At 63.7% G+C, this 21,805-nt stretch carries 26 protein-coding genes; 18 read left to right on the top strand and 8 right to left on the bottom strand.

What is annotated here, in order from left to right; translation table 11 throughout:
• Positions 1 to 93: 93 nt before the first annotated feature.
• On the bottom strand, positions 94 to 744 hold the full coding sequence (locus ASG57_RS34510) for a TetR/AcrR family transcriptional regulator (protein WP_024340896.1): 651 nt from the start codon (positions 742 to 744) through the stop codon (positions 94 to 96).
• A 244-nt stretch (positions 745 to 988) separates the two neighbouring features.
• On the opposite strand from ASG57_RS34510, the gene ASG57_RS34505 reads away from it, so the two are divergent.
• The 9 genes from ASG57_RS34505 to ASG57_RS38895 all read left to right on the top strand — a co-directional run bounded on the left by ASG57_RS34505 (position 989) and on the right by ASG57_RS38895 (position 8,056).
• Positions 989 to 1,531: an OsmC family protein gene (locus ASG57_RS34505; RefSeq protein ID WP_027576569.1), complete on the top strand. Its 543-nt coding sequence runs from the start codon at positions 989 to 991 to the stop codon at positions 1,529 to 1,531.
• Positions 1,532 to 1,566: 35 nt separating this feature from the next.
• Positions 1,567 to 2,679 carry an acyl-CoA dehydrogenase family protein gene (locus tag ASG57_RS34500; protein WP_057199067.1) on the top strand — a complete coding sequence of 371 codons (1,113 nt, stop codon included), beginning with the start codon at positions 1,567 to 1,569 and terminating at the stop codon, positions 2,677 to 2,679.
• Positions 2,680 to 2,730: 51 nt separating this feature from the next.
• Positions 2,731 to 3,609 (top strand): sulfurtransferase, encoded by an 879-nt coding sequence (locus ASG57_RS34495; RefSeq protein ID WP_024340893.1) that lies wholly within the window; start codon positions 2,731 to 2,733, stop codon positions 3,607 to 3,609.
• Between the two features lie 118 nt (positions 3,610 to 3,727).
• On the top strand, positions 3,728 to 5,110 hold the full coding sequence (locus ASG57_RS34490) for a CmpA/NrtA family ABC transporter substrate-binding protein (RefSeq protein ID WP_057199066.1): 1,383 nt from the start codon (positions 3,728 to 3,730) through the stop codon (positions 5,108 to 5,110).
• Positions 5,111 to 5,279: 169 nt separating this feature from the next.
• Positions 5,280 to 6,119, top strand: a complete 840-nt coding sequence (ntrB, locus tag ASG57_RS34485; protein ID WP_024340891.1) for a nitrate ABC transporter permease — start codon at positions 5,280 to 5,282, stop codon at positions 6,117 to 6,119.
• 5 nt (positions 6,120 to 6,124) lie between these two features.
• Entirely contained in the window at positions 6,125 to 7,048 is a 924-nt protein-coding gene (locus ASG57_RS34480) for an ABC transporter ATP-binding protein (protein WP_057199065.1), read from the top strand.
• Positions 7,049 to 7,064: 16 nt separating this feature from the next.
• Positions 7,065 to 7,553: a cyanase gene (gene cynS / locus ASG57_RS34475; protein WP_024340889.1), complete on the top strand. Its 489-nt coding sequence runs from the start codon at positions 7,065 to 7,067 to the stop codon at positions 7,551 to 7,553.
• A 161-nt stretch (positions 7,554 to 7,714) separates the two neighbouring features.
• Complete coding sequence (locus tag ASG57_RS39560) at positions 7,715 to 7,858, top strand: hypothetical protein (RefSeq protein WP_230646553.1); 144 nt, start codon at positions 7,715 to 7,717, stop codon at positions 7,856 to 7,858.
• A 42-nt stretch (positions 7,859 to 7,900) separates the two neighbouring features.
• Positions 7,901 to 8,056: a hypothetical protein gene (locus tag ASG57_RS38895; RefSeq protein WP_244490952.1), complete on the top strand. Its 156-nt coding sequence runs from the start codon at positions 7,901 to 7,903 to the stop codon at positions 8,054 to 8,056.
• Positions 8,057 to 8,066: 10 nt separating this feature from the next.
• Here the strand turns inward: ASG57_RS38895 and ASG57_RS34465 are convergent, their stop codons facing one another.
• On the bottom strand, positions 8,067 to 8,390 hold the full coding sequence (locus tag ASG57_RS34465) for a DUF1476 domain-containing protein (RefSeq protein WP_024340887.1): 324 nt from the start codon (positions 8,388 to 8,390) through the stop codon (positions 8,067 to 8,069).
• 319 nt (positions 8,391 to 8,709) lie between these two features.
• On the opposite strand from ASG57_RS34465, the gene purC reads away from it, so the two are divergent.
• From purC to purQ, 3 genes are read left to right on the top strand one after another with little or no spacing between them, the layout of a single operon-like run.
• Positions 8,710 to 9,477 (top strand): phosphoribosylaminoimidazolesuccinocarboxamide synthase, encoded by a 768-nt coding sequence (gene purC / locus ASG57_RS34460; protein WP_173015815.1) that lies wholly within the window; start codon positions 8,710 to 8,712, stop codon positions 9,475 to 9,477.
• Between the two features lie 13 nt (positions 9,478 to 9,490).
• A complete protein-coding gene (gene purS / locus ASG57_RS34455; protein ID WP_024340886.1) occupies positions 9,491 to 9,730 on the top strand; it encodes a phosphoribosylformylglycinamidine synthase subunit PurS in 240 nt (79 codons plus the stop codon).
• Entirely contained in the window at positions 9,730 to 10,431 is a 702-nt protein-coding gene (purQ, locus tag ASG57_RS34450; protein ID WP_024340885.1) for a phosphoribosylformylglycinamidine synthase subunit PurQ, read from the top strand. The genes purS and purQ overlap by 1 nt, the downstream gene beginning before the upstream one ends.
• A 61-nt stretch (positions 10,432 to 10,492) precedes the next feature.
• Here the strand turns inward: purQ and ASG57_RS34445 are convergent, their stop codons facing one another.
• On the bottom strand, positions 10,493 to 11,452 hold the full coding sequence (locus tag ASG57_RS34445; protein WP_057199098.1) for a DMT family transporter: 960 nt from the start codon (positions 11,450 to 11,452) through the stop codon (positions 10,493 to 10,495).
• 73 nt (positions 11,453 to 11,525) lie between these two features.
• Positions 11,526 to 12,005, bottom strand: a complete 480-nt coding sequence (locus ASG57_RS34440) for a PaaI family thioesterase (protein WP_024340883.1) — start codon at positions 12,003 to 12,005, stop codon at positions 11,526 to 11,528.
• A gap of 184 nt (positions 12,006 to 12,189) precedes the next feature.
• Here ASG57_RS34440 and purL point away from each other — a divergent pair, with 184 nt between their 5' ends.
• The gene (gene purL, locus ASG57_RS34435; protein WP_057199064.1) at positions 12,190 to 14,400 is read left to right on the top strand and encodes a phosphoribosylformylglycinamidine synthase subunit PurL; all 2,211 of its coding nucleotides are present in this window, start codon (positions 12,190 to 12,192) and stop codon (positions 14,398 to 14,400) included.
• A 15-nt stretch (positions 14,401 to 14,415) separates the two neighbouring features.
• On the opposite strand, the gene ASG57_RS34430 is transcribed toward purL, so the two are convergent.
• Positions 14,416 to 15,606, bottom strand: a complete 1,191-nt coding sequence (locus ASG57_RS34430; RefSeq protein ID WP_024340881.1) for an acyltransferase family protein — start codon at positions 15,604 to 15,606, stop codon at positions 14,416 to 14,418.
• Between the two features lie 174 nt (positions 15,607 to 15,780).
• On the opposite strand from ASG57_RS34430, the gene ASG57_RS36375 reads away from it, so the two are divergent.
• Entirely contained in the window at positions 15,781 to 15,954 is a 174-nt protein-coding gene (locus ASG57_RS36375) for a DUF1328 domain-containing protein (RefSeq protein ID WP_024340880.1), read from the top strand.
• A gap of 121 nt (positions 15,955 to 16,075) precedes the next feature.
• Here the strand turns inward: ASG57_RS36375 and ASG57_RS34425 are convergent, their stop codons facing one another.
• Positions 16,076 to 16,435 (bottom strand): DUF427 domain-containing protein, encoded by a 360-nt coding sequence (locus ASG57_RS34425; protein WP_024340879.1) that lies wholly within the window; start codon positions 16,433 to 16,435, stop codon positions 16,076 to 16,078.
• 183 nt (positions 16,436 to 16,618) lie between these two features.
• Between ASG57_RS34425 and ASG57_RS34420 the strand changes: the two genes are divergently transcribed.
• Positions 16,619 to 16,873, top strand: coding sequence for a BolA/IbaG family iron-sulfur metabolism protein (locus tag ASG57_RS34420; protein ID WP_024340878.1), 255 nt, complete (start codon positions 16,619 to 16,621; stop codon positions 16,871 to 16,873).
• Positions 16,874 to 16,915: 42 nt separating this feature from the next.
• Positions 16,916 to 18,109, top strand: a complete 1,194-nt coding sequence (locus ASG57_RS34415; protein ID WP_057199063.1) for a low temperature requirement protein A — start codon at positions 16,916 to 16,918, stop codon at positions 18,107 to 18,109.
• Between the two features lie 183 nt (positions 18,110 to 18,292).
• On the opposite strand, the gene egtD is transcribed toward ASG57_RS34415, so the two are convergent.
• Both egtD and egtB read right to left on the bottom strand, forming a co-directional pair.
• Positions 18,293 to 19,264 carry an L-histidine N(alpha)-methyltransferase gene (egtD, locus tag ASG57_RS34410; protein WP_057199097.1) on the bottom strand — a complete coding sequence of 324 codons (972 nt, stop codon included), beginning with the start codon at positions 19,262 to 19,264 and terminating at the stop codon, positions 18,293 to 18,295.
• Positions 19,265 to 19,392: 128 nt separating this feature from the next.
• Positions 19,393 to 20,640 (bottom strand): ergothioneine biosynthesis protein EgtB, encoded by a 1,248-nt coding sequence (gene egtB / locus ASG57_RS34405; RefSeq protein ID WP_057199062.1) that lies wholly within the window; start codon positions 20,638 to 20,640, stop codon positions 19,393 to 19,395.
• A 288-nt stretch (positions 20,641 to 20,928) separates the two neighbouring features.
• Here egtB and grxD point away from each other — a divergent pair, with 288 nt between their 5' ends.
• Both grxD and ASG57_RS34395 read left to right on the top strand, forming a co-directional pair.
• On the top strand, positions 20,929 to 21,255 hold the full coding sequence (gene grxD / locus ASG57_RS34400) for a Grx4 family monothiol glutaredoxin (protein ID WP_024340874.1): 327 nt from the start codon (positions 20,929 to 20,931) through the stop codon (positions 21,253 to 21,255).
• A gap of 3 nt (positions 21,256 to 21,258) precedes the next feature.
• Positions 21,259 to 21,804 carry an O-acetyl-ADP-ribose deacetylase gene (locus ASG57_RS34395; RefSeq protein WP_024340873.1) on the top strand — a complete coding sequence of 182 codons (546 nt, stop codon included), beginning with the start codon at positions 21,259 to 21,261 and terminating at the stop codon, positions 21,802 to 21,804.
• The last annotated feature ends 1 nt before the right edge of the window (position 21,805 follow it).

Raw genomic sequence — 21,805 nt, 5'->3', positions numbered from 1 at the left:
GCTCCCGCTTTCGGCGCCACTCGAGGCGGACACGTTCATCCGAATCCTCGCGTGCCCGCTGGAGCGGTTGCATTTTGCTGGCGCCTTACGGGCCTACACTGCCTCGAGCTGCTCGGCGCGCTTCTTCTTCGGCTTGGACTGGCCGAGCAGAGGGCCTGCCGTGAGCGCGGCGGTATCGGCGACGCCCGGATCGCGCGAGATCATCGCGGCGACGATGGCACCGTCGATGATGAGACCGAGCTGGTGAGCCAGCACCGCAGGCTCCGTCGATCCGAACTCGCCGGCGAGCTTCTCGATATGGCCGAGCACGATCTTCTTGTGCTTTAGCGCGATGTTGCGAAATTGTTTCGCATCCTTGTCGTGCTCGCCGACGGCGTTGATGAAGGGACAGCCGTAGAAGCGTTCTTCCGCGAACCAGCTTTTCAGTGCAGGAAAGATGCGCGCCAGTTTCGCCTGCGCATCGCCGCCGCCTTGCTCCATGGCGCCGATGAACCATTCGCGCCACTGCTTGCCTTCGCTTTCCAGCACCGCGTTGACGAGATTGGTCTTGGAGCCGAACAGCTTGTAGAGCGTGGTCTTCGCAGTGCCGGCTTCCTCGATGATCGCGTCGATGCCGGTGGCGTTGATTCCATTCTTGCAGAACAGATGCGATGCGGCGCTGAGCAGGCGCCCGCGCGCGGATTCGTCGTCGCTTGCAACAGCGTGGGGCGAATTCGAATTCTTCTTCGATGACGTCTTTGCCATAGCTGCAACTTAATCGCAGCTGCATCGCATCAGCAAGCCGCATGTGGTTGGCGCTGAAATTATTCGCAAGCGACCGTTCACTTGCACCGCGTTTGTGCAGCGCGCCGCCGATCAACTGTCAGGCGGGCCGCTAAACGGCTCAACCCCCTCGCATTTTGATCCTGGCGGGTCTTGGCACGCTCCATGCAAGGAAACAGACCGTTCGGTATCCTGCCGATTTCCACTTCTGCCAGGGAGAAGATTGATGACTGCCGTCGTTCAGAAGACAGTGCTGACGGGTTGCCTCGCGCCCATCGACAAGAATGGCCTCGAGCAACTGATCGCCAATGGCAAGGCGAATCCGAAGGTCATCAAGACCTTGAAGTGCAAGACGGTCGCGGAGGGCAAGTTCCGCCACGCCAACTACATCCGCAACCTGCCGCCCTACATCGTCGACGAGCCGCCGGGACTCCTGGGCGACGATACCGCGCCCAATCCGTCGGAAGCCTCGCTCGCGGCGCTCGGCTCCTGCCTTGCGGTCGGCCTGCACGCCAACGCTGTGCACCGCGGCTGGATCGTGAACAAGCTCGAGCTCGAGCTCGAAGGCGATCTCAACATCACCGCGGTCTGGGGGACCGGCGACACCTCGGACAAGCCGGTCGGCTTCACCGACGTGCGCGTCAAGGTCGACATGGAATGCGAGGGCATCTCGCCGGACGAGATCAACGCGCTGGTCGCCCATGTGAAGAAGTGGTCGCCGGTCGCCAACACCTTCACCCGCCCGGTCAATCTCGAGGTCGGCATCTAGCTGATAGCAACCAGGACAAGGTGCGGGAGACGATCATGGGTTCACTGGCTTTATCGCGGGCCGACGTTTTGGATCAGCCCGCACCGTCCATTCCAGACGAGGTGGCGCGGATCGCGCGCGAGCAGCTCGCGCCGCTCGCCGCCGGCATCGACGACGGATCGGTCTATCCGGCAGAGGTGCTGCGCAAATTCGGTGCGGTTGGCGCCTTCGGCAACCACGTGCCGCACGAAGGTTCCGCCGACCTGCGCTGCGCCATCCAGGCGATGGCGGCCGTCGGCGAGGTCTGTGGCAGCACGGCATTCATGAAGTGGTGTCAGGACACGCTGGTTTGGTACGCCGCCAATTCGACCAATGCGAAGCTGGCCAAGCGTTTCGGCGATGCCTTCTCGACCGGTCGCGTGCTCGGCGGCACCGGCCTCTCCAATCCGATGAAGAGCTTCTTCGGGATCGAGAAGCTCAAATTGAAGGGGCGCAAGGTCGAGGGCGGCTACATCGTCCGCGGCGTGCTCCCCTGGGTCTCCAATCTCGGTCCCGACCACTATTTCGGCACCATTTTCGAGCGCGAGGACGAGCCGGGACTGGTCATGTTTCTGGCCGACTGCTCGGACCCCGCGATCACGCTGACGCCCTGCAAGCCGTTCCTCGCGATGGACGGGACCGGCACTTACGGCGTGCAGTTCCGCGACGTGTTCGTGCCGGATGATCTGATCCTGGCCGATCCCGCAGGTCCCTTCGTCAAGAAGATCCGCGCCGGCTTCATCCTGCTCCAGGCGGGCATGGCACTCGGCCTGATCAAGGACTGCATCAGCATCATGGATGAGGTCGACAATCCGCTCGGTCACATCAACCGCTATCTGCCGCAGCAGCCGGTGCACTTCCGCGATCTCGCTGCCGAGCTCGAGGCCGAGACCATGGCGCTGGCGCGCGATCCCTACAACGAGGAGGACGCTTACTGGCGCAAGGTGATCGCGCTGCGGCTTCGCGCCGGCGACGCCAGCGTCGCGGCGGCGCATGCGGCGATGCTGCATTGTGGCGCGCGCGGCTACCTGAAAAGCCACCGCGCGCAGCGGCGCCTGCGCGAGGCCTATTTCGTCGCGATCGTCACGCCTGCCACCAAGCAGCTGCGCAAGATGCTCGCCGAATCCTGAGCTTCACGAGTCCACCCAGAAGACCACCCAACCTCAACGGAGAGGCTGCCAATGACGGACGTTCTGATCTCTGCCAGCGAACTTGCCGATCTCTTGAAGCTAGAGCCGTGCGTCGTGATCGACACCCGCAATCCCGACGCCTATGCCGCGGGACATCTGCCCAATGCCGTGAACGTGCACGACATCTTCACCTATCTTGCAACCTCGACGCCCGAAGGCATCAGCGAGCTGAAGACCAAGTTCGCCGACGCTTTCGGCGCCGCCGGTCTGTCCGGCAAGGAAACGGCGGTGGTGTATGAGCAGTCGATGAATTCCGGCTTCGGCCAGTCCTGCCGCGGGTACTATCTGCTCACCATGCTCGGCTATCCCAAGGTGAAGGTGCTGCATGGCGGCTTCGACGCCTGGGCGGCCGCGGGCTTGCCGGTGACCAAGGACGTTCCGACCCCGGTGAAGGCCTCGTTCCCGATCGTGCCGGAAGCGGGCGAGATCCTGATCGATGCCAAGACCATGCTCGCCGCGGTCGGCAAGCCCGGGGTCGCGATCCTCGACGTGCGCGATGTCGACGAGTGGATCGGCGACAGCTCTTCTCCTTACGGAAAGGATTTCTGCCCGCGCAAGGGCCGCATTCCCGGCGCCGTGTGGCTGGAATGGTACCGCATGATGAAGCCGACCGCCGAAGGCCCGCGCTTCAAATCCAAGGACGAGATCCTGGCGGAATGCGCCACCGTCGGCATCACGCCGAGCACGCCGGTGTACCTGTATTGCTTCAAGGGCGCGCGCGCCTCGAACACGTTCCTGGCGCTCAAGAACGCCGGCGTGAAGGACGTGCGGATGTACTTCGGCTCCTGGAACGAATGGTCGCGCGACCCGTCGCTGCCGATCGAGCAGGGATTGCCGGTGGCTGCCCAGGTAACAGGCAAGGCGGCATAGAACCTGCATGTTTATCGTGGTCCGGCTGCGCAAGGCTTAGCCGGGCCACGATGGAATCTTGAGCCGAGGTGGCGGACAACGGCGTTCGCCGCGCGATGTGACAAAGGGGCGCAACAGCATGTCCACGTTCGACGATCCGTTTGATTCCGACCGCAATCTCCAGGCGGGCTGCGTTTGCGGCCAGCACCGCTCGGCCCTCGAGCACGAGCAGGCCGCGTCGGCCCTGCGCTGCGAGCCCATCGAAAGCGAGGACAAGCGCTACGAGGGTGTCGTCGCGTCCGCGGTGATGCGCGCGATGTTTCCGCAGGACGTGGCACGCCGCGCCTTCCTGAAATCGGCCGGTGCGTCGACCGCGCTTGCGGCGCTGTCGCAATTCTTCCCGCTCAAGACGGCGACGGAGGTCTTCGCCGCGACCGGCACGCCGGAGAAGAAGGACCTCAAGGTCGGCTTCATTCCGATCACATGCGCCACGCCGATCATCATGGCGGCGCCGCTCGGCTTCTATGCGAAGCACGGCCTCAACGTCGAAGTGGTCAAGACCGCCGGCTGGGCCGTAGTCCGCGACAAGACCATCAACAAGGAATACGACGCTGCGCACATGCTGGCGCCGATGCCGATCGCGATATCGCTCGGCCTCGGCTCGAACGCCATTCCCTTTGCCGTCCCCGCGATCGAAAACATCAACGGGCAGGGCGTCACGCTTGCCATGAAGCACAAGGACAAGCGCGACCCGAAAGACTGGAAGGGAATGAAGTTCGCGATCCCCTTCGACTATTCCATGCACAATTACCTGCTGCGCTATTATCTCGCCGAGCACGGGATCGATCCTGATACCGACGTGCAGCTGCGCTCGGTGCCGCCGCCGGAGATGGTCGCGAACTTGCGCGCCGACAACATCGACGGCTTCCTCGCGCCGGACAACATCTGCCAGCGCGCGATCTATGACGGCGTCGGCTTCATGCACATCCTGTCGAAGGAGATCTGGGACGGCCATCCCTGTTGCAGCTTCGCCGCCAGCCGCGAATTCATCACCACCGCGCCGAACAGCTTTGCGGCGCTGACGCGCGCCATCGTCGATGCGACCGCCTACGCGTCGAAGGCGGAGAACCGCAAGCAGATCGCGGAAGCGATCGCGCCGGCCAACTACATCAATGCGCCGGTGACGGTGCTGGAGCAGGTCCTGACCGGCACCTATGCCGACGGCCTCGGCGGAGTGAAGACCGACGCCAAGCGGGTCGATTTCGATCCGTTCCCCTGGCAGTCCTTCGCGGTCTGGATGCTGACGCAGATGAAGCGCTGGGGCCAGATCAAGGGGGAGGTCGACTACAAGACCATCGCCGAGCAGGTGTATCTCGCCACCGATACCAAGAAGCTGATGACCGAGATGGGGCTGTCGCCGCCTGCAAGCGCCTACAAATCCTTTGCGGTGATGGGCAAGACGTTCGATCCGGCCAAGCCGGAGGAGTATGTGGCGAGCTTCAAGATCAGGAAGGGGGCGTGATGGTCTTCGCTCTCTCCCCAGCGTCGTCCCGGCGAACGCCGGCAGCCACCACCACGGTGAGGCGCTTGGGGAAGATTTGTTGTTCGGGGCGCCTATCGGCCGCGCTCGATGAATTCCGCGGTATGGGTCCCGGCGTTCGCCGGGACGACATCTGGAGAGGCCTTGCGCGATGACATCCTCCCTCCGTCTCCGCGCGGGTCTCGTCTCCATCGTGCTGCTCGCCGCGTTCCTCGGCATCTGGCATATCGCAACGCGCTCGACGGGGGCGACGACGACGATGAGCCCGGAATACGCCAAGCTGATGGGGCTGACGGCCACACAAGGCAAATCGGCGATGCCCGGGCCGCTCGACGTCGGGGCAAAGCTCTGGGAGCACCTCAAGCGGCCGTTCTACGATAACGGGCCAAACGACAAGGGGCTCGGCATCCAGCTCGCCTATTCCATCGCGCGGGTCGGCACCGGCTATCTGCTGGCAGTGCTCGTCGCCATCCCGCTCGGCTTCCTGATCGGCATGTCGCCGCTGTTGAGCAAGGCGCTCGATCCCTTCATCCAGGTGCTGAAGCCGATCTCGCCTTTGGCCTGGATGCCGCTCGCGCTCTACACCATCAAGGATTCCTCGGTCTCCGCGATCTTCGTCATCTTCATCTGCTCGATCTGGCCGATGCTGCTCAACACCGTGTTCGGCGTTGCCAGCGTGCGCAAGGAATGGATCAATGTCGCGCGCACGCTCGAGGTAGGCACGATCAGGCGCGCCTTCACCGTGATCCTGCCCGCCGCGGCGCCGACGATCCTGACCGGCATGCGCATCTCGATCGGCATCGCCTGGCTCGTCATCGTCGCCGCCGAGATGCTCGTCGGTGGCACCGGCATCGGCTACTTCGTCTGGAACGAGTGGAATAATCTGTCGATCACCAACGTCATCATCGCGATCCTGCTGATCGGGGTCATCGGCATGCTGCTCGACCAGATCCTGGCGCGCTTCACGCGCATGGTCACGTTTCCGGAGTAGCAGCGGTGTCCGACAAATTCATCTCCATCGAAGGCATCGCGAAGCGCTATCCTGGTGCGGGCGGCGCCACGACCACCATCTTCGAGAACCTGTGGCTGTCGATGACGCGCGGCGAGTTTGCCTGCGTGATCGGCCATTCCGGCTGCGGCAAGACCACGGTGCTCAACATCCTCGCCGGCCTCGATGCGCCGAGCGAGGGCGCCGTCATCGTCGACGGTCAGGCGATCTCGGGCACCAGCCTCGATCGCGCCGTGATCTTCCAAAGCCATGCGCTGCTGCCCTGGCGCACCGTGCTCGGCAACGTCGCCTATGCCGTCAGCTCGAAATGGCGGAACTGGGACCGCGCCAAAGTGAGGGCGCATGCGCAGACCTTCATCGATCTCGTCGGTCTCTCCGGCTCCGAGCACAAGCGTCCGTCCGAACTGTCGGGCGGCATGAAGCAGCGCGTCGGCATCGCGCGGGCGCTGTCGATCACGCCGAAGATGATGCTGATGGACGAGCCGTTCTCGGCGCTCGACGCGCTGACGCGCGGCACGCTGCAGGACGAGGTCCGCCGCATTTGCCTGGAGACCGGACAGACCGCGTTTATGATTACGCATGACGTTGACGAGGCGATCTACCTCGCCGACAAGATCTTCCTGATGACCAACGGCCCCGGCGCCGTGCTGGCCGAGGTGGTCGAGAACCCGCTGCCGAGGGACCGCGGCCGCACCGATCTGCACCGCCATCCGCTCTACTACGCCCTGCGCAACCACATCATCGATTTCCTGGTGACGCGCAGCAAGACCTTCGTCGCCGAGACGCCCGGCCACGATCCGCGCAACGTACCGGTGGTGCAGATCGGCAAGCCCGGACTGTCGATCGCGGCCGGCAGCGACGAACCGCGGCAGACCTGGATGTCCGGGACCAGCCCCGGATTGAGTGCCTAACCCAAGGAGACCTGACATGAAGCGCGAAGACCTCACCGAGAAGCTGCTCGACATCAAACGCGAGAAGGGCTGGAGCTGGAAGCACATCTGCGAGAAGATCGGCGGCTATTCGGAGGTGCTGATCGTCGGCGCGATCCTCGGCCAGATGAAGCTGACCAAGCCGCAGGCCGCGAACGCCGGCGAGCTGTTCGGCCTGTCGAAGGCGGAAGTTGCGATGCTCAACGAGGTGCCGATGCGCGGCACCGGGACGCCGATGCCGCCCACCGATCCGTTGATCTACCGCTTCTACGAGATGGTAATGGTGAACGGCCCGGCCTGGAAAGCGCTGATCGAGGAGGAGTTCGGCGACGGCATCATGTCGGCGATCGACTTCGACATGGCACTGGAGCGCGTCGCCAACCCGAAGGGTGATCGCGTCAAGATCACGATGAGCGGCAAGTTCCTGCCGTACAAGTACTACGGCGCCAGCGGCAATGTGCCGGAATACGGCTTCAAGGAGGGGTGAGGAGCGGTTAACCAGTGGTGAAGCGGCGTCCCGATGTTTGCCCTCCAGGGTTTGCCTGATCGCAATCTCTGGAAGCTAGCAGAGAGGCGTTGCTTCAACCACAGGTAAACGTCATGAAAGCTCGTTCGCTCCTTGTTTCGGCAGCCCTTGGCATGTTGGTCATGACTGCTTCCGCCATGGCACAGTCACTTGGCCAGCGTGCCATGGTCGAGCAGGGCGGCGGTGCATTGCGGCAGGAAGGATCGGTCCGCGTGCAAACGTCGATCAACTTCTTTGTCGCTGGCCCCAGCGGGGACAGCGAGTAGGCCCAAAAGCTGCGCGAGCGCGCGCGCCGCGCGGTCTATGAGATGGCGGCGCGCGAATGCGATCTGTTGCGCGAGGTGATCGCCCGCGATTGCCGGCTGGAGTCGGTTAACACCAGCATCAACCGGCAACTCGGACCGCAGCAAGCGGAGGGCTTCAATATCAACGGCTCGATGGCTTTTCAGATCACGCTCAAATAGAGGGCGGGATTCATTTCCCCGCCTTCACCTCGGCCGCGGCCACCGCAAGCAGCTCGCTCATCTTGGCGCGAATGGCCTGCTCGGTGACGGCAACGTTCTTGGCGGCGAAATCGGCCGTGATCTTGCGCAGGACGTCGGCATCGCCGGCCTCCTCGAAATCGGCCGCGACCACCTCCTTGGCATAGGCCGTGGCGGCGTCACCGGTGATGCCGAGCTTTTCGGCTGCCCACAGGCCGAGAAGCCGGTTTCGGCGCGCCTCCGCCTTGAATTTCTGCTCCTCGTCGAGGGCGAACTTCTTCTCGAAACCTTCCTGGCGCTTGTCGAACTCGCTCATGCCTTGTTCCAAATCCTTGCTGAATGGCGCGGGGCCCTTCCGTTGCGGCGCCCCGGCTGCATGCCTACATAGATAGCACGAATCGGCAAAACAACGGGCCGTTAAGCCGCAGGCAAGACGGTATAAGTTGGCGCCGGACGGCCGGATCGATTGTGCTCGGACAGCCAATCGGATAGGTTGCCTAAAGGCTTGGTTCCCGTTCTGTTTTCTGGGTTATGGATGGGTTCCTCGCCGTTCACGGCAGCTCCGCTGTGGGTCCCATCCTAGTCAACCGGAGCACACCAAATTCATGGATTTCAACAAAACACGGTACATCCCCATGAGCCGTCGGCGTCGCATTTATGAAGGCAAGGCAAAGGTTCTCTACGAGGGCCCGGAACCTGGTACCCTGATCCAGCACTTCAAGGACGACGCCACCGCGTTCAACGCGAAGAAGCATCAGGTGATCGAGGGCAAGGGTGTCCTCAACAACCGGATTTCGGAGTACCTGTTTCAGCACCTCAACGACATCGGGGTGCCGACCCACTTCATCCGCCGTCTCAACATGCGCGAGCAGCTGATTCGCGAGGTCGAGATCGTGCCGCTCGAGGTGGTGGTGCGGAACGTCGCCGCCGGGTCGCTCTCGCAGCGTCTCGGCATCGAGGAGGGCACCCAGCTGCCCCGTTCGATCATCGAATTCTACTACAAGAACGACCAGCTCAACGACCCCATGGTGTCGGAAGAGCACATCACCGCCTTCGGCTGGGCCACGCCGCAGGAGATCGACGACATCATGGCACTCGCCATCCGCGTCAACGATTTCCTCACCGGCCTCTTCCTCGGCATCGGCATCCGCCTCGTCGACTTCAAGATGGAGTGCGGCCGCCTGTTCGAGAACGAGATGATGCGGATCATCGTCGCCGACGAGATCTCGCCGGACAGCTGCCGGCTGTGGGACATCAAGTCGAACGAGAAGCTCGACAAGGACCGTTTCCGCAGGGATCTCGGCGGCCTGCTCGAGGCCTATACCGAGGTCGCAAAGCGTCTCGGCATCCTGATGGAGAACGAGCGTCCGCAGGGCTCAGGCCCCGTGCTGGTGAAGAGCTGAAGGGGATTTCGACGTGAAGGCACGTGTCACCGTTACCTTGAAGACGGGCATCCTCGATCCGCAAGGCAAGGCGATCGAGGGTGCGCTGAAGTCGCTGGGCGTCGACGGCGTCGCCAGCGTCCGGCAGGGCAAGGTGTTCGACATCGAGCTCGCCGGCGCCGACAAGGCCAAGGCGGAAGCTGCGCTCAAGCAAGCCGCCGACAAGCTGCTGGCGAACACCGTGATCGAGAACTATCGGGTCGAACTGCTCTAATGAAAGCCGCCATCCTCGTCTTCCCCGGAATCAATCGCGAGCGCGATATGGCGCGCGCACTGAAGCTCATCTCGGGCCGCGAGCCGGCGATGGTCTGGCACGCCGAGACGGCGCTGCCTGCGGGCACGGATCTCGTGGTGGTGCCGGGCGGCTTCTCCTACGGCGATTATTTGCGCTGTGGCGCCATCGCGGCGCGGGCGCCGGTGATGGACGCGGTGCGCGACTACGCTGCCAAGGGCGGCCTCGTGCTCGGCGTCTGCAACGGTTTCCAGATCCTGTGCGAGTCCGGCCTGCTGCCGGGCGTCCTCATGCGCAATGCGGGGCTGAAGTTCATCTGCCGCGATGTGCATCTGCGCGTCGAGCGTTCCGACTCGCCGTTCACCCGCGGCTACAACGCCGGGCAGGTGATCCGCGTGCCGGTCGCCCACGGCGAGGGCAATTACGAGGCGGACGAGGAGACGATCAACCGGCTCGAGGGCGAGGGACGGGTGCTCTATCGCTATTGCTCGGCCGCCGGCGAGGTCGACGATTTCAACAACATCAACGGCGCCGCGCACTCCATCGCCGGAATCGTCAACGACAGGGGCAACGTGCTAGGCATGATGCCGCATCCAGAAAACCACGTCGAAGACATCATGGGCTGCACCGACGGCCGCGGCCTGTTCGCCGGCCTCGTCCAGCATCTGGAAAAGGCTGCGTGATCGCGTGGGTGCCGGGGCGGCCGTCGTTGCGGTCGCGTCGGCCGGCGACGCTCAGGGCGCTTCAGCGACGCTTCCACCTTTCCGCCGGCACCGTCATCGCGGCAACGCCTGCCATCACCAGCAGCAATCCCAGCGCCAGGTTCGACGGCACGCTCTCGCCGAGCAGCAGCACGGAGAGGCCGACGCCTATCGGGATGCGCAGATAGCCTTGCGCGTTCGTCGTCAGCGTGCCGAGCCGGCCGAGGCAGATGTAGAACAGCAGCAGTCCCAGCGCGCTTGAGACGATGCCCATGACGATGGTGGCAACAATTGCCGTCGGAGTCGGCTGCAGCGTCCAGGGCTGGTCGATGAGGAGCGAGGGCGGCAGCAGGATCATGCCGCCGAACAATAGCGAGCCTGCCGCCACCACCATCGGGTCGTAGTCGGACAACCTGAGGCCGAAGATGGTTGCGCAGGCAAAGGAGATCGTGGCGAGCAGGATTGCGATCTCCGCGATGATCTCGCTGCCGAGCCCGTGCAGCGCATCGAGGCCGACGATGAGGGTCGTGCCGGCAAGGCCGAGGACCGCGCCGGCGAGCTTGAGCAGCGTCGCCGGCTCGTGCCGCGTGATCAGCGAGGTGATCAGGAAGGCGAAGATCGGCGTCGTCGAGGCCAGCACCACCGTGTTCGAGGCCGGCACATATTGCTGCGACCAGGTGATGATCAGGAACGGGAAGGTCGAGTTGATCAATTGCTGGGTCGCGAACAGCTTCCAGGCCTTCGCGTCGATCGGTATCCTGACCCCGCGCATCCACAGGATCGCGAACAGGAACGCGGCCGCGATCAGCGAGCGCGCCGAGATGAATGTGATGGGCGGGATCGTGTCCAGCGCCAGCTTGGTCAGCGGATAGGTGGAACTCCAGCAGCAAGCCAGAGCCAGCAGCAGCGCGTAGTCGCGCCAGCTGCGCACGCCAGGCACGGACGGCAACGGCGTTGATGCGGACCCCGTCGCGCGACCCGCCTCCGATGTGCTCTGCGGCACCTTGTTCTGCTCCCCGGCGCAACAGCGCTTGATCAAGTCTGGGCGAGGGGACGCGAAAAGGGAAGCCGTCGAGCTATGCGTTTGGCTGCGGTGCCGGTTTCCGCTTCACCCGCTTGATCGTGCCGGAGAAGGTGAACAGGGGCCGTCCGCCGGAGGTCAGCCTGCCGCGCAGGAAGATCAGCGAGCCGCCGGCGCGGGACACTTCGCCGACGCACTCGACCAGTTCGCCCTCGCGGGCCGCGTCGAGGAAATCGCAGGCGAAATTGGTCGTCACGGCCGGCCCATCCAGCTCGTGGGTGGCAATTGCAAAAAGACAATAATCGGCGAAAGCCATGAAGCAGCCGCCATGGACGTTGCCGGAGCCGTTGAGGTGCTTTTTCTCGACCCGGAAGGCGCAGCGGACGCTGCCGTCCGCCTCGATTCGGTGCCAGAAGGGGCCGACATGGGATTCAAAACTGTCGCGAATCCAGGTCCGCCAACCCTCAAATTCGCCCTCGGTGGCGACGTGGAGGTCGGGGCGGCGGAGCGGAGATGATTTGGTCAATTCGTGCAAGGAAACAGGCCTTCAATTGCGGGTCTTCAGCCCTTAAATCCGATCCGACCGCGCCGTGCAATTCCTGTTCCCGCGGAGCCCCCGGCGCAAAACGTGGGACAGCGGGAAAATGCGCCATAAAGGGCTTTTCGCGAGCCCCCGATGTTCCTAAGAACGGCCAACCGCCGCCGAAAGCCCCGAATCCATGAAGAACGAACCCAAGATCACCCCCGAACTGGTTGCCGCCCACGGGCTCAAGCCCGACGAATATGAGCGCATCCTGAAGCTGATCGGGCGGGAGCCGACCTTCACCGAGCTCGGCATCTTCTCGGCGATGTGGAACGAGCATTGCTCGTACAAGTCGTCGCGCATCCATCTTCGCGGCCTGCCGACCAAGGCGTCCTGGGTGATCCAGGGCCCCGGCGAGAATGCCGGCGTGATCGACATCGGCGATGGCCAGGCCGTGGTGTTCAAGATGGAGAGCCACAACCACCCGAGCTATATCGAGCCCTATCAGGGCGCGACGACCGGCGTCGGCGGTATCTTGCGCGACGTGTTCACCATGGGCGCGCGCCCCATCGCCTGCCTCAATGCGCTCAGCTTCGGCGCGCCCGAGCACCCGAAGACGCGGCATCTCGTCTCCGGCGTCGTGGCGGGCGTCGGCGGCTACGGCAATTCCTTCGGCGTGCCGACCGTGGGCGGGCAGGTGCGCTTCCACACCCGCTACGACGGCAACATCCTCGTCAATGCGATGGCGGTCGGTCTCGCCGATACCGACAAGATCTTCTATGCGGCTGCCTCCGGCGTGAACATGCCGATCGTCTATCTGGGCTCCAAGACCGGCCGCGACGGCATCCATGGCGCCTCGATGGCCTCGGCCGAGTTCGATGACAATTCGGAGGAGAAGCGCCCCACCGTGCAGGTCGGCGATCCCTTTGCGGAGAAGCTGCTGCTTGAGGCCTGCCTCGAGATCATGGAGAAGGGCTGCGTCATCGCGATCCAGGACATGGGCGCCGCGGGCCTGACCTGCTCGGCGGTCGAGATGGGCGCCAAGGGCGACCTCGGCGTCGATCTCGATCTCGACGCGGTGCCGACCCGCGAGACCGGCATGAGTGCCTATGAGATGATGCTCTCGGAAAGCCAGGAGCGCATGCTCATGGTGCTCAAGCCCGAGAAGGAAAAGGAAGCCGAGGCGATCTTCAAGAAGTGGGGCCTCGACTTCGCCGTCGTCGGCTACACCACGCCGAGCAAGCGCTTCGTGGTCAAGCATGGCGGCGACGTCATGGCCGATCTTCCGATCAAGGAGCTCGGCGACGAGGCGCCGGTCTATGACCGCCCGCAAGTCCCCTCCGCGGCGCTGCCGGTGGTGCATGCCCGCGAGGTGCCGGCGCCGATGGGCCTCGGGCCTGCGCTGGAGAAGCTGATCGGCACGCCGGACATGTGCAGCAAGCGCTGGGTGTGGGAGCAGTACGATCACGTCATTCTCGGCAACACGATGCAGCGCCCAGGCGGCGATGCTGCCGTGGTGCGCGTGCAGGACGGGCCGAAGGGTCTGGCGCTGACCGTCGACGTAACACCACGCTATTGCGAGGCCGATCCGTTCGAAGGCGGCAAGCAGGCGGTGGCGGAAGCCTGGCGCAACATCACCGCGGTCGGCGGCAGGCCGCTTGCGATCACCGACAATCTAAATTTCGGCAACCCCGAAAGACCTGAGATCATGGGCCAGTTTGTCGGCTGCCTGAAGGGTATCTCGGAAGCCTGCCGCACGCTGGATTTCCCGGTCGTCTCGGGCAACGTCTCGCTCTACAACGAGACCAACGGCCGTGCGATCCTGCCGACGCCATCGATCGGCGGGGTCGGCCTGCTCGATGATTTCACCAAATCCGCCTCGCTCGCCTTCAAGGCCGAAGGCGAGGCGATCCTCTTGATCGGTGAAACCCATGGCTGGCTCGGCCAGTCCGTCTACCTGCGTGACATCTGCGGCCGCGAGGAGGGCGCGCCCCCGCCGGTGGATCTCGCCGCCGAGAAGCGCAACGGCGATTGCGTGCGCGGCATGATCCATGCGGGCACCGCGACCGCGGTGCATGACCTCTCGGACGGCGGCCTCCTGATCGCGCTCGCCGAGATGGCGATGGCGAGCGGCATCGGTGCGAAACTGCTCGCCGCGCCGAGCGCACTGGTGCCGCAGGCCTATTGGTTCGGAGAGGACCAGGCGCGCTATCTCGTTACCGTGCCGGAAACCGAAGCCGGCCGCGTGCTCGCCAAGATGCGCGGCTGCGAGGTGCCTTGCGTGCGGATCGGCACCACCGGAGGCGATGCGATCGCAATCGCAGGAGAAGCGCCTGTGTCGATCGAGAGCCTGCGGACATCCCACGAGCGCTGGCTGCCGGAGTATATGGGCGGGAAGGCAGCGTAAGGCCGCCTTCACAAGCTACAGCACCTTCGTTGCCCCGGGGATCTGGCGCAAGGCGCGCGTGAGCCCCCAACTGAACGCGACGGTCAGCACGAATCCGATCGTCGCCTTCACGATCGCCGGCAGGTCATAGTCGAATAGCCAGTATTGCAGCCAAAGCGCGATCGGGTAGTGTACCAGAAACATGCCATAAGCGTCCGCCTGCATCGGATCGAGTAGCTTGGCCGAGCCCGATTGCCTGAACCTCTGGAAGAAGGCCAGGATCAGAAACATGATGGCCACGCTGAAGATAGCGAAGCAGACGGCATAGAGTCCCTCATACCAGTTCGGCAGCGGCCACGGGTTTCCCAGTATTTCGCGCTTGATGAAGATCAGCACCCAGAGCAGGCAATACGGGACTATCGCCAAGACCATCCAGTCCCAGCTCACCTTCGCCATCCGGCCGTCTGCCGCGAGCAGCCCGCGATCCATATTCGCGACGCCGATGCCGGCACCGAAGAAGAAGTAGCTCGCGTAAAGCATCACGCGCCCGTGCTGCACCGAGAACGGCCCCAACTCGAACCAGTTGCTTGGCCCAAAATACATCAGCCCGGGTACGTAGAACGCTGCGGTGACGGCGAGCATGACCGCAAAGAACGCGGCGGGTCGTCGGCGGCCGTGCAGCGAAAGGCGGTTGATCGGATCTAGCAGGTTGGGCGAGAGGCGATGCAGGATGCAGGCAACCGCATCGAAGCCGAGCAGGACCCAGAGGAACCAGATCGGCCCGCTCGGCCACGGGCCCTTCGTGACCATATCCCACCAGTACTGCGAGAAGCCGATCTCGGGATTGTGCCGGAGCGAAATGGCGTAGTAGGCGAGCGGAATGATCGTGAGCGCGCAGATCACAAACGGCAGCCCAAGCCGCAGCAGGCGATCTGCCAAATAGCTCCGCGCTCCCTTACGGGCGATGCTTGACCACGCAAACAAGCCCGAGAGGAAAAAGAACATCGCCATGAAGAAGCTGTCGGTGGCGAGCACAATCATGTCGAAGCCGAAGAAGAACTTCGGATCGGTGTGGCCGAAATAGGTGTAGGGAATGACGGCGTGATGCAGCAGCACAACCAGCGTCAGGAAGGTGCGGGCGCGGTCGAGCGACAAGTTGCGCGCCTTGATGCTCGGCGCGGCGTGAGCCTCCGCGGTCATCGTCGCAGAATGTGACACCGTGATCATGGCCGCCCCGATGGTGCTTCAATCCCTGCCGGACTTTGCCGCCGGGAACCCGATTCAGCAAGAGTTCGAGCCGTCCCAGGCTCTGATGCGGTAGGAACCGGTTCCTCATAGCGCAGTTAGCTTCCGCGAAAAACCTGAGGGGCCGCAAGAGCGGCAGCAATTTCGGAGCTGGCCATGACGATCCTGAAATGGGCGTTGATCTTCCTACTCGTCTCGATCGTGGCCGGCGTGCTCGGTTTCACCGGCATTTCAGCCGCCTCTGCCGACATCGCCCGCTTCCTGTTCTACGTCTTTGTCGCGATCTTTCTGGTGCTGCTGGTACTGGGACTCACGATTTTCAGGGCTTAGCGGGCTGGCCTCCAAGATCTCAAATCACGCCCCGGCTTGACCCGGGGCAATCCATCGATTGCCGCCAAGAACGTGGATGGCCGGGACGAGGCCCGGCCATGACGACGGCGCACGGAGCGCGCTAGCCCACTTCTTCGATCTTCACCTTGTCCGGATAGAAGGCCAGATGGCCGGTAATCTCGGCCATGGCGGGGAAGGGCGTCTCATAGGTCCAGATGGCGTTGTCCAGCGTCTTGTCGCCGGCCGTGACGCTGTAATAGCTCGCGTCCCCCTTGTACGGGCAGTGGGTGATACGGTCGGTGCGCTCCAGCAGGGCCATGTTGGTGTCCTCCCGTGGCACATATTGCACCGCCGGGTACTTGGCCTCCCTCAAGGTCAGGGCCTTGCTGGTCTCCGCGATCACGATGTCGCCTGCGGTCACGCGCACGCGCCGGGGATTTGGAGTGATGGTGATGGGGTGGTCGGGCCCTGGAAGCTTCATGATTTCACGCCTTTTCGATCAATCTGCCGCGCGCGGCACTTTGTCGTGCCTTTATCCTGATGGGATCACGGATATAGTGCCGGAAGGCGTGACCTAGAAGGCCGTTCACGCTAAGTTTGAGCCTGCCGGCGAGGGGACCCCGGCAGCGATTCGAAGGCTGAGACCAGAAGGAGCAAGACCCGAATGCCCATGGACGCCCACGATATCGAGGCGATGATCAAGGCAGCGATCCCCGATGCCGAGGTGACCATCCGTGACCTCGCCGGCGACGGCGACCACTATGCCGCGACCGTGATCTCGGAATCCTTCCGCGGCAAGTCGCGCGTCCAACAGCACCAGATCGTCTACCAATCCCTGCGTGGCCAGATGGGCGGGGTGTTGCATGCCCTGGCACTGCAAACCGGGGTGCCTGGCGGGCCTGGAGTGTCGGGCACGTGATCCGAAGAGACGCCTGAGCTGATCGCACACCGGGATAAGACGATGGCTGCGGACAATCCACGCGGCGCAATGTTCCGCGTTATCGTGCCGAGCCAGCACAGCCGCGTGGCCTTTGTCGAGCTGTTCTTCGATCTCGTCTTCGTCTTTGCCGTCACGCAGATCTCGCACACTCTGCTGCACCATTTCACACCGCTCGGTGCGGCGCATGTGGTGGTGCTGTTCCTTGCGGTCTGGTGGGTGTGGGTCTTCACCGCCTGGGTCACGAACTGGCTCAATCCCGAGCTGACGCCGGTCCGCCTCCTGCTCTTCCTGATGATGCTTGGCGGCCTCGTGCTGTCGACGACGATCCCGACCGCCTTCGAGGGGCGAGGCCTGTGGTTTGCGATCGCTTATGCGGCAATGCAAGTCGGCCGCACCGCTTTCTGGCTGTTCGCAACACCGCGGCATCGAACAGCCGTACGGCACAACGCGATCCGCATCCTGACCTGGCTCTCCATCTCCGCGGTCCTGTGGATCGCAGGCGGTCTGTCGGAGGGAGAGACGCGGCTATGGCTGTGGATCGCGGCGGTGAGCTGGGAATACATCGCGCCGGCTGCCCGCTTCTGGGTACCGAAGCTCGGGTTTTCCTCGGTCGAGGCGTGGGCTGTCGAAGGCGGCCACATGGCCGAGCGCTGCGGTCTCTTCGTCATCATCGCGCTCGGCGAGGCCATCGTCGTCAACGGCGCCACTTTTTCCGAGCTGACGTGGAATGCGGACAACATCCTCGCCTTCGTCTCCGCGCTCGTCGGTGCCATCGCGATGTGGTGGATCTATTTCCACAAGGGCGCCGAGGCCGGTTCCGAGCGGATATCGAAGTCCGCCGAATCCGGGCGGCTGGCGCGGCTCGCCTACACCTATCTGCACACGCCGATCGTCGCCGGCATCATCCTGACCGCGGTCTCGGACGAACTGGTGCTGAAGCACCCGACCGGGCACTCCGACATTCGCACGATCGCGAGCACGATCGGCGGGCCTTTGGTGTTTCTGGTCGGCACCATCCTGTTCAAGCTGGCCATCCGCGGCTTCCTCCAGCTCTCACACGGCGTCGGCATCATCCTGCTGCTGGCTCTGAGCTGGTTCGCCGCCGACCTCTCGCCGCTCTGGCTGTCGGTCGCGACGACCATGATCCTGATCGCGGTCGCAGTGTGGGAATCGATCTCGCTGGGGTCGGCGATGGAGGAAGCGGAAGGGAGTTGAATTGCGCTCGGAGCAGCCCGGGCAGGCGCCTCGTCCTCGGAGACGACCGCTGCGCGGTCTGCTCAGGACGAGGCTGATCAGCGACTGCGCCCGGTGAACCTGCTGCCGGCATTCCGTCCTCATACCGAGGAGCCCGCCCGGGCGCGTCTCGAAGGACGTGTCGGCACGCAAGGACGCAAAGCTTTAGTCCGCCGCCTCCAGCGCATGCACCGAAAACATCTTGGCCGCATCCGTCCAGCTTTCGCGAACGCGCCAGCCGGCCCCTTGCGCCAGCGCGGCGAAGCGGTCGATACTGTATTTGTAGCTATTCTCGGTGTGAATGCTCTCGCCCGGTCGGAACGAGAAGCTGGTGCCGAGCAGCCGTACGGTCTGGCTCTTCTTGCTGATCAGGTGCATCTCGATGCGGTGCCGCTCGCGATTGTAGATCGCGCGATGGGTGAAGGCCGACAGATCGAAATTGCCGCCGAGCTCGCGATTGATGCGCACCAGCACATTGAGGTTGAAGCGTGCGGTCACGCCGGCGGCATCGTTATAGGCGTCAAAGAGGATCCGTTCGTCCTTTTCCAGATCGGCGCCGATGATCATCTGCGCGCCCTTGCCGAGGATCTTGCGCGCACTCTTCAAGAAGCTCTGCGCTTCATCCGGCTCAAAATTGCCGATGGTCGAGCCGGGAAAAAAGCCGACCTTCGGCATGGATGCGACCTGCGTTGGCAGCTCGAAGGGCGTCGTGAAGTCGGCTGCGACCGGATAGATGCCGAGCGCCGGAAAATCCCGCTTCAGCCCGCTCGCCTGCGCCTTCAGGAAGTCACCTGAAATGTCGACCGGGACATAGGCCGCGAACTTGCAGTGATCCAGCAGCAGGCGGACCTTCGTCGTGGCACCTGCGCCGAACTCGACGAGCGCCGCGTGCTCCGGAATGATCTTTGCGATATCGCCTCCGCGCTCTCTCAGGATCGCAAGCTCTGTGCGCGTCGGATAATATTCAGGCAGGCGCGTGATCGCCTCGAACAACTCCGACCCGGTCGCATCATAGAAGAATTTCGGAGAGAGCCTCTTCGGCTGCTGCGAGAGGTCCGCGATGGCTTCGCGGGCAAATGCGGTGGTCTGCTCGTCGGGAAGATGGGCTTCGGCCAAAGCGCTGGCGTGCACATTCATGATACTCTCCTGAACGCGCTGTCCGGCGCGCATTTGTCGTCGGATGAATCTGAGCCGCGAAGACGCAGCGATTCAGATTTGTTGTTTGAGCATGATCTTTTCGGAACCCGCTTCTCCGGCATCATGCTCTATTCGTAATCGGCGAGCCGCAGCCCGGTGAACTGCCAGCGATGGTGCGGATAGAAGAAGTTGCGATAGCTGACACGGCTGTGGCCTTGCGGAGTTGCAAGCGAGGATCCGCGCAGCACAAGCTGGTTGACCATGAACTTGCCATTGTACTCGCCGAGCGCGCCTTCGACGGCGCGGTAACCGGGGTAGGGTGAGTAAGAGCTGCGGGTCCATTGCCAGACGAGGCCGAAGGCGTCGTCGAGTTGCTTGGTGCGGGCCGCGACTTCCCACTCCATCTCGGTCGGCAGGTGTTTTCCGGACCAGCGCGCGAAGGCATCCGCCTCGTAATAGCTGATGTGACAGACAGGCGCGTTTGGGTCGACCGGCTTGAGGCCGGCCAGCGTCATCACCTGCCATTGGCCGTCGACCTCGCGCCAATAGCCCGGGGCTTGCCAGTCTTCCTTGCTGGCCGCGGCGAAACCGTCCATCAGCCACAGCGTTGCGGTTCGGTAGCCGCCGTCCTGCATGAAGTTGAGCCATTCGGCGTTGGACACGAGATGGCGGGCGATCTTGACGGGACCGACGAGGGCGCGATGTGCGGGCTTCTCATTATCGAAATGGAAGCTGTCGTCGACATGGCCAACGGTGTGGATGCCTTCATTGAGCTGCAGCCAGTCATCGCCGCCGCGGGGGGCGCCCGGGAAGCACCAGTCCGGCTCATAGGCCGGGTAGACCGGGTTCTGCGCGAAGGCGTGCAGGATGTCGGTAAGCATCAACTCTTGATGCTGCTGCTCGTGGTTGAGCCCGACCTCGACGAGTGGGGCGATCATGCCGAGCTTGTCCTCACCGGCCTCGCGGAAGAATTCGACGACGGCCGCATCGACGTATTTGCGATAGGCGCCGATCTCCTCGGCGCTCGGCCGGGTGATGTCGCCGCGACGGTTGCGGGCGTGCCGCGGACCGGCGCTGACGTAGTAGGAGTTGAACAGGAAGGCGAAATCCGGATGGAAGGGCCGGTACCCCGCAGCGTGCTTCCCGAGCAGGAATTGCTCCCAGAACCAGGTGGTATGCGCGCGGTGCCATTTCGTCGGGCTGGCGTCCGGCATGGACTGGATCTGCTGGTCCTCTGGCGACAGCGGCCCGGCCCGGCGTTCGGTCTCGTTGCGGACCGCGAGAAAGGCCTCTTCCAGCCGCTTCGCGAGGTCGTCCGGGCGCGAGGACGGTGACGAAAGCTGGGTAGCGGCCGTAGCTGAGGCTTGTTTCGTCACGTTTTTCTCCAGACAGCACAAGAGAACGTCGTTCGCGCAACCCGGTTCCGCGACCGGGGTCCGTCCTAGATAGGGGCTCCGTTACGGTATGAAAGTCCTCTCCGGCGATGATATTGATGTCGTCAGCCTATGGACCTCCTGGGCGCCGATTGGCCCGGCGGGCCTGTCGCCGGCATTTGACTTCGGATGCATAACGGTTTGGGCTACATATATAGGCAGGTATCGGGTTAAATCGGTCGAGCCGGCCCGACGTGATCGATGGGGGCTCGGCCCCGGAAGGACATGGACATGAGCATCGCGGAATTCATCGCCAACGAAGTGAAGTCGAACGACGTGGTTCTGTTTATGAAGGGGACGCCGCAATTTCCGCAGTGCGGTTTCTCCGGCCAGGTCGTCCAGATCCTGGACCATATCGGCGTCGGCTATAAGGGCCTCAACGTCCTCGAATCCGCCGAGCTGCGCAACGGCATCAAGGAATACTCGAACTGGCCGACGATCCCGCAGCTCTACGTCAAGGGCGAGTTCATCGGCGGCTGCGACATCGTCCGTGAGATGTTTCAGGCTGGCGAGTTGCAGCAGCTCCTCACCGAAAAAGGCGTGGTCGTCGCGGCTTGATGCATGACCCGGCTGGCGCGCCGGATTGCCGGCGCCGAGCTCGAGGTCATCGTTTCCGACATCACGACACTCAGCATTGACGCGATCGTCAACGCCGCCAACACGTCGCTCCTTGGCGGGGGCGGCGTCGATGGCGCGATCCATCGGGCAGCCGGGCCCGAGCTCGTCGCCGAATGCCGCATGCTCCACGGCTGCAGGACGGGCGACGCCAAGATCACGAGGGGTTATCGGCTCAAGGCCGCGCATGTGATCCACACCGTCGGCCCGGTGTGGAATGGCGGCACGCTCGGCGAGGATGATCTGCTCGCCTCCTGCTATCGCCGATCGATGGAGCTGTGCGGGAAGCACCAGCTGACCTCGGTGGCATTCCCTGCGATCTCGACCGGCATCTTCCGCTTCCCTGCCGACCGGGCGGCCGAAATCGCGGTGCGCACGACGGTCGAAGCGCTGGCTGCTGCGCCATCCGTCGCTCGCGTGGTGTTCTGCTGCTTCGCCGAGCCCGGCGCGAAACTCCATGCCGAGGCGGTTGCGCGACACAGCCGCCCTTGAT

Origin of the sequence: Bradyrhizobium sp. Leaf396, assembly GCF_001424605.1 — a bacterium.
Classification (GTDB): Bacteria; Pseudomonadota; Alphaproteobacteria; order Rhizobiales; family Xanthobacteraceae; genus Bradyrhizobium; species Bradyrhizobium japonicum_C.
Note: the sequence above shows the minus strand (reverse complement) of the source record. Positions and strands in the feature narration are given on the sequence as shown.

What these genes read in the sequence shown, in the direction of transcription:
- ASG57_RS34510 (WP_024340896.1), bottom strand. Translation starts at nt 744, where the DNA reads ATGGCAAAGACGTCATCGAAGAAGAATTCGAATTCGCCCCACGCTGTT.
- ASG57_RS34505 (WP_027576569.1), top strand. Translation starts at nt 989, where the DNA reads ATGACTGCCGTCGTTCAGAAGACAGTGCTGACGGGTTGCCTCGCGCCC.
- ASG57_RS34500 (WP_057199067.1), top strand. Translation starts at nt 1,567, where the DNA reads ATGGGTTCACTGGCTTTATCGCGGGCCGACGTTTTGGATCAGCCCGCA.
- ASG57_RS34495 (WP_024340893.1), top strand. Translation starts at nt 2,731, where the DNA reads ATGACGGACGTTCTGATCTCTGCCAGCGAACTTGCCGATCTCTTGAAG.
- ASG57_RS34490 (WP_057199066.1), top strand. Translation starts at nt 3,728, where the DNA reads ATGTCCACGTTCGACGATCCGTTTGATTCCGACCGCAATCTCCAGGCG.
- ntrB (WP_024340891.1), top strand. Translation starts at nt 5,280, where the DNA reads ATGACATCCTCCCTCCGTCTCCGCGCGGGTCTCGTCTCCATCGTGCTG.
- cynS (WP_024340889.1), top strand. Translation starts at nt 7,065, where the DNA reads ATGAAGCGCGAAGACCTCACCGAGAAGCTGCTCGACATCAAACGCGAG.
- ASG57_RS39560 (WP_230646553.1), top strand. Translation starts at nt 7,715, where the DNA reads ATGACTGCTTCCGCCATGGCACAGTCACTTGGCCAGCGTGCCATGGTC.
- ASG57_RS38895 (WP_244490952.1), top strand. Translation starts at nt 7,901, where the DNA reads ATGGCGGCGCGCGAATGCGATCTGTTGCGCGAGGTGATCGCCCGCGAT.
- ASG57_RS34465 (WP_024340887.1), bottom strand. Translation starts at nt 8,390, where the DNA reads ATGAGCGAGTTCGACAAGCGCCAGGAAGGTTTCGAGAAGAAGTTCGCC.
- purC (WP_173015815.1), top strand. Translation starts at nt 8,710, where the DNA reads ATGAGCCGTCGGCGTCGCATTTATGAAGGCAAGGCAAAGGTTCTCTAC.
- purQ (WP_024340885.1), top strand. Translation starts at nt 9,730, where the DNA reads ATGAAAGCCGCCATCCTCGTCTTCCCCGGAATCAATCGCGAGCGCGAT.
- purL (WP_057199064.1), top strand. Translation starts at nt 12,190, where the DNA reads ATGAAGAACGAACCCAAGATCACCCCCGAACTGGTTGCCGCCCACGGG.
- ASG57_RS34430 (WP_024340881.1), bottom strand. Translation starts at nt 15,606, where the DNA reads ATGATCACGGTGTCACATTCTGCGACGATGACCGCGGAGGCTCACGCC.
- ASG57_RS36375 (WP_024340880.1), top strand. Translation starts at nt 15,781, where the DNA reads ATGACGATCCTGAAATGGGCGTTGATCTTCCTACTCGTCTCGATCGTG.
- ASG57_RS34425 (WP_024340879.1), bottom strand. Translation starts at nt 16,435, where the DNA reads ATGAAGCTTCCAGGGCCCGACCACCCCATCACCATCACTCCAAATCCC.
- ASG57_RS34420 (WP_024340878.1), top strand. Translation starts at nt 16,619, where the DNA reads ATGCCCATGGACGCCCACGATATCGAGGCGATGATCAAGGCAGCGATC.
- ASG57_RS34415 (WP_057199063.1), top strand. Translation starts at nt 16,916, where the DNA reads ATGGCTGCGGACAATCCACGCGGCGCAATGTTCCGCGTTATCGTGCCG.
- egtD (WP_057199097.1), bottom strand. Translation starts at nt 19,264, where the DNA reads ATGAATGTGCACGCCAGCGCTTTGGCCGAAGCCCATCTTCCCGACGAG.
- grxD (WP_024340874.1), top strand. Translation starts at nt 20,929, where the DNA reads ATGAGCATCGCGGAATTCATCGCCAACGAAGTGAAGTCGAACGACGTG.
- ASG57_RS34395 (WP_024340873.1), top strand. Translation starts at nt 21,259, where the DNA reads ATGACCCGGCTGGCGCGCCGGATTGCCGGCGCCGAGCTCGAGGTCATC.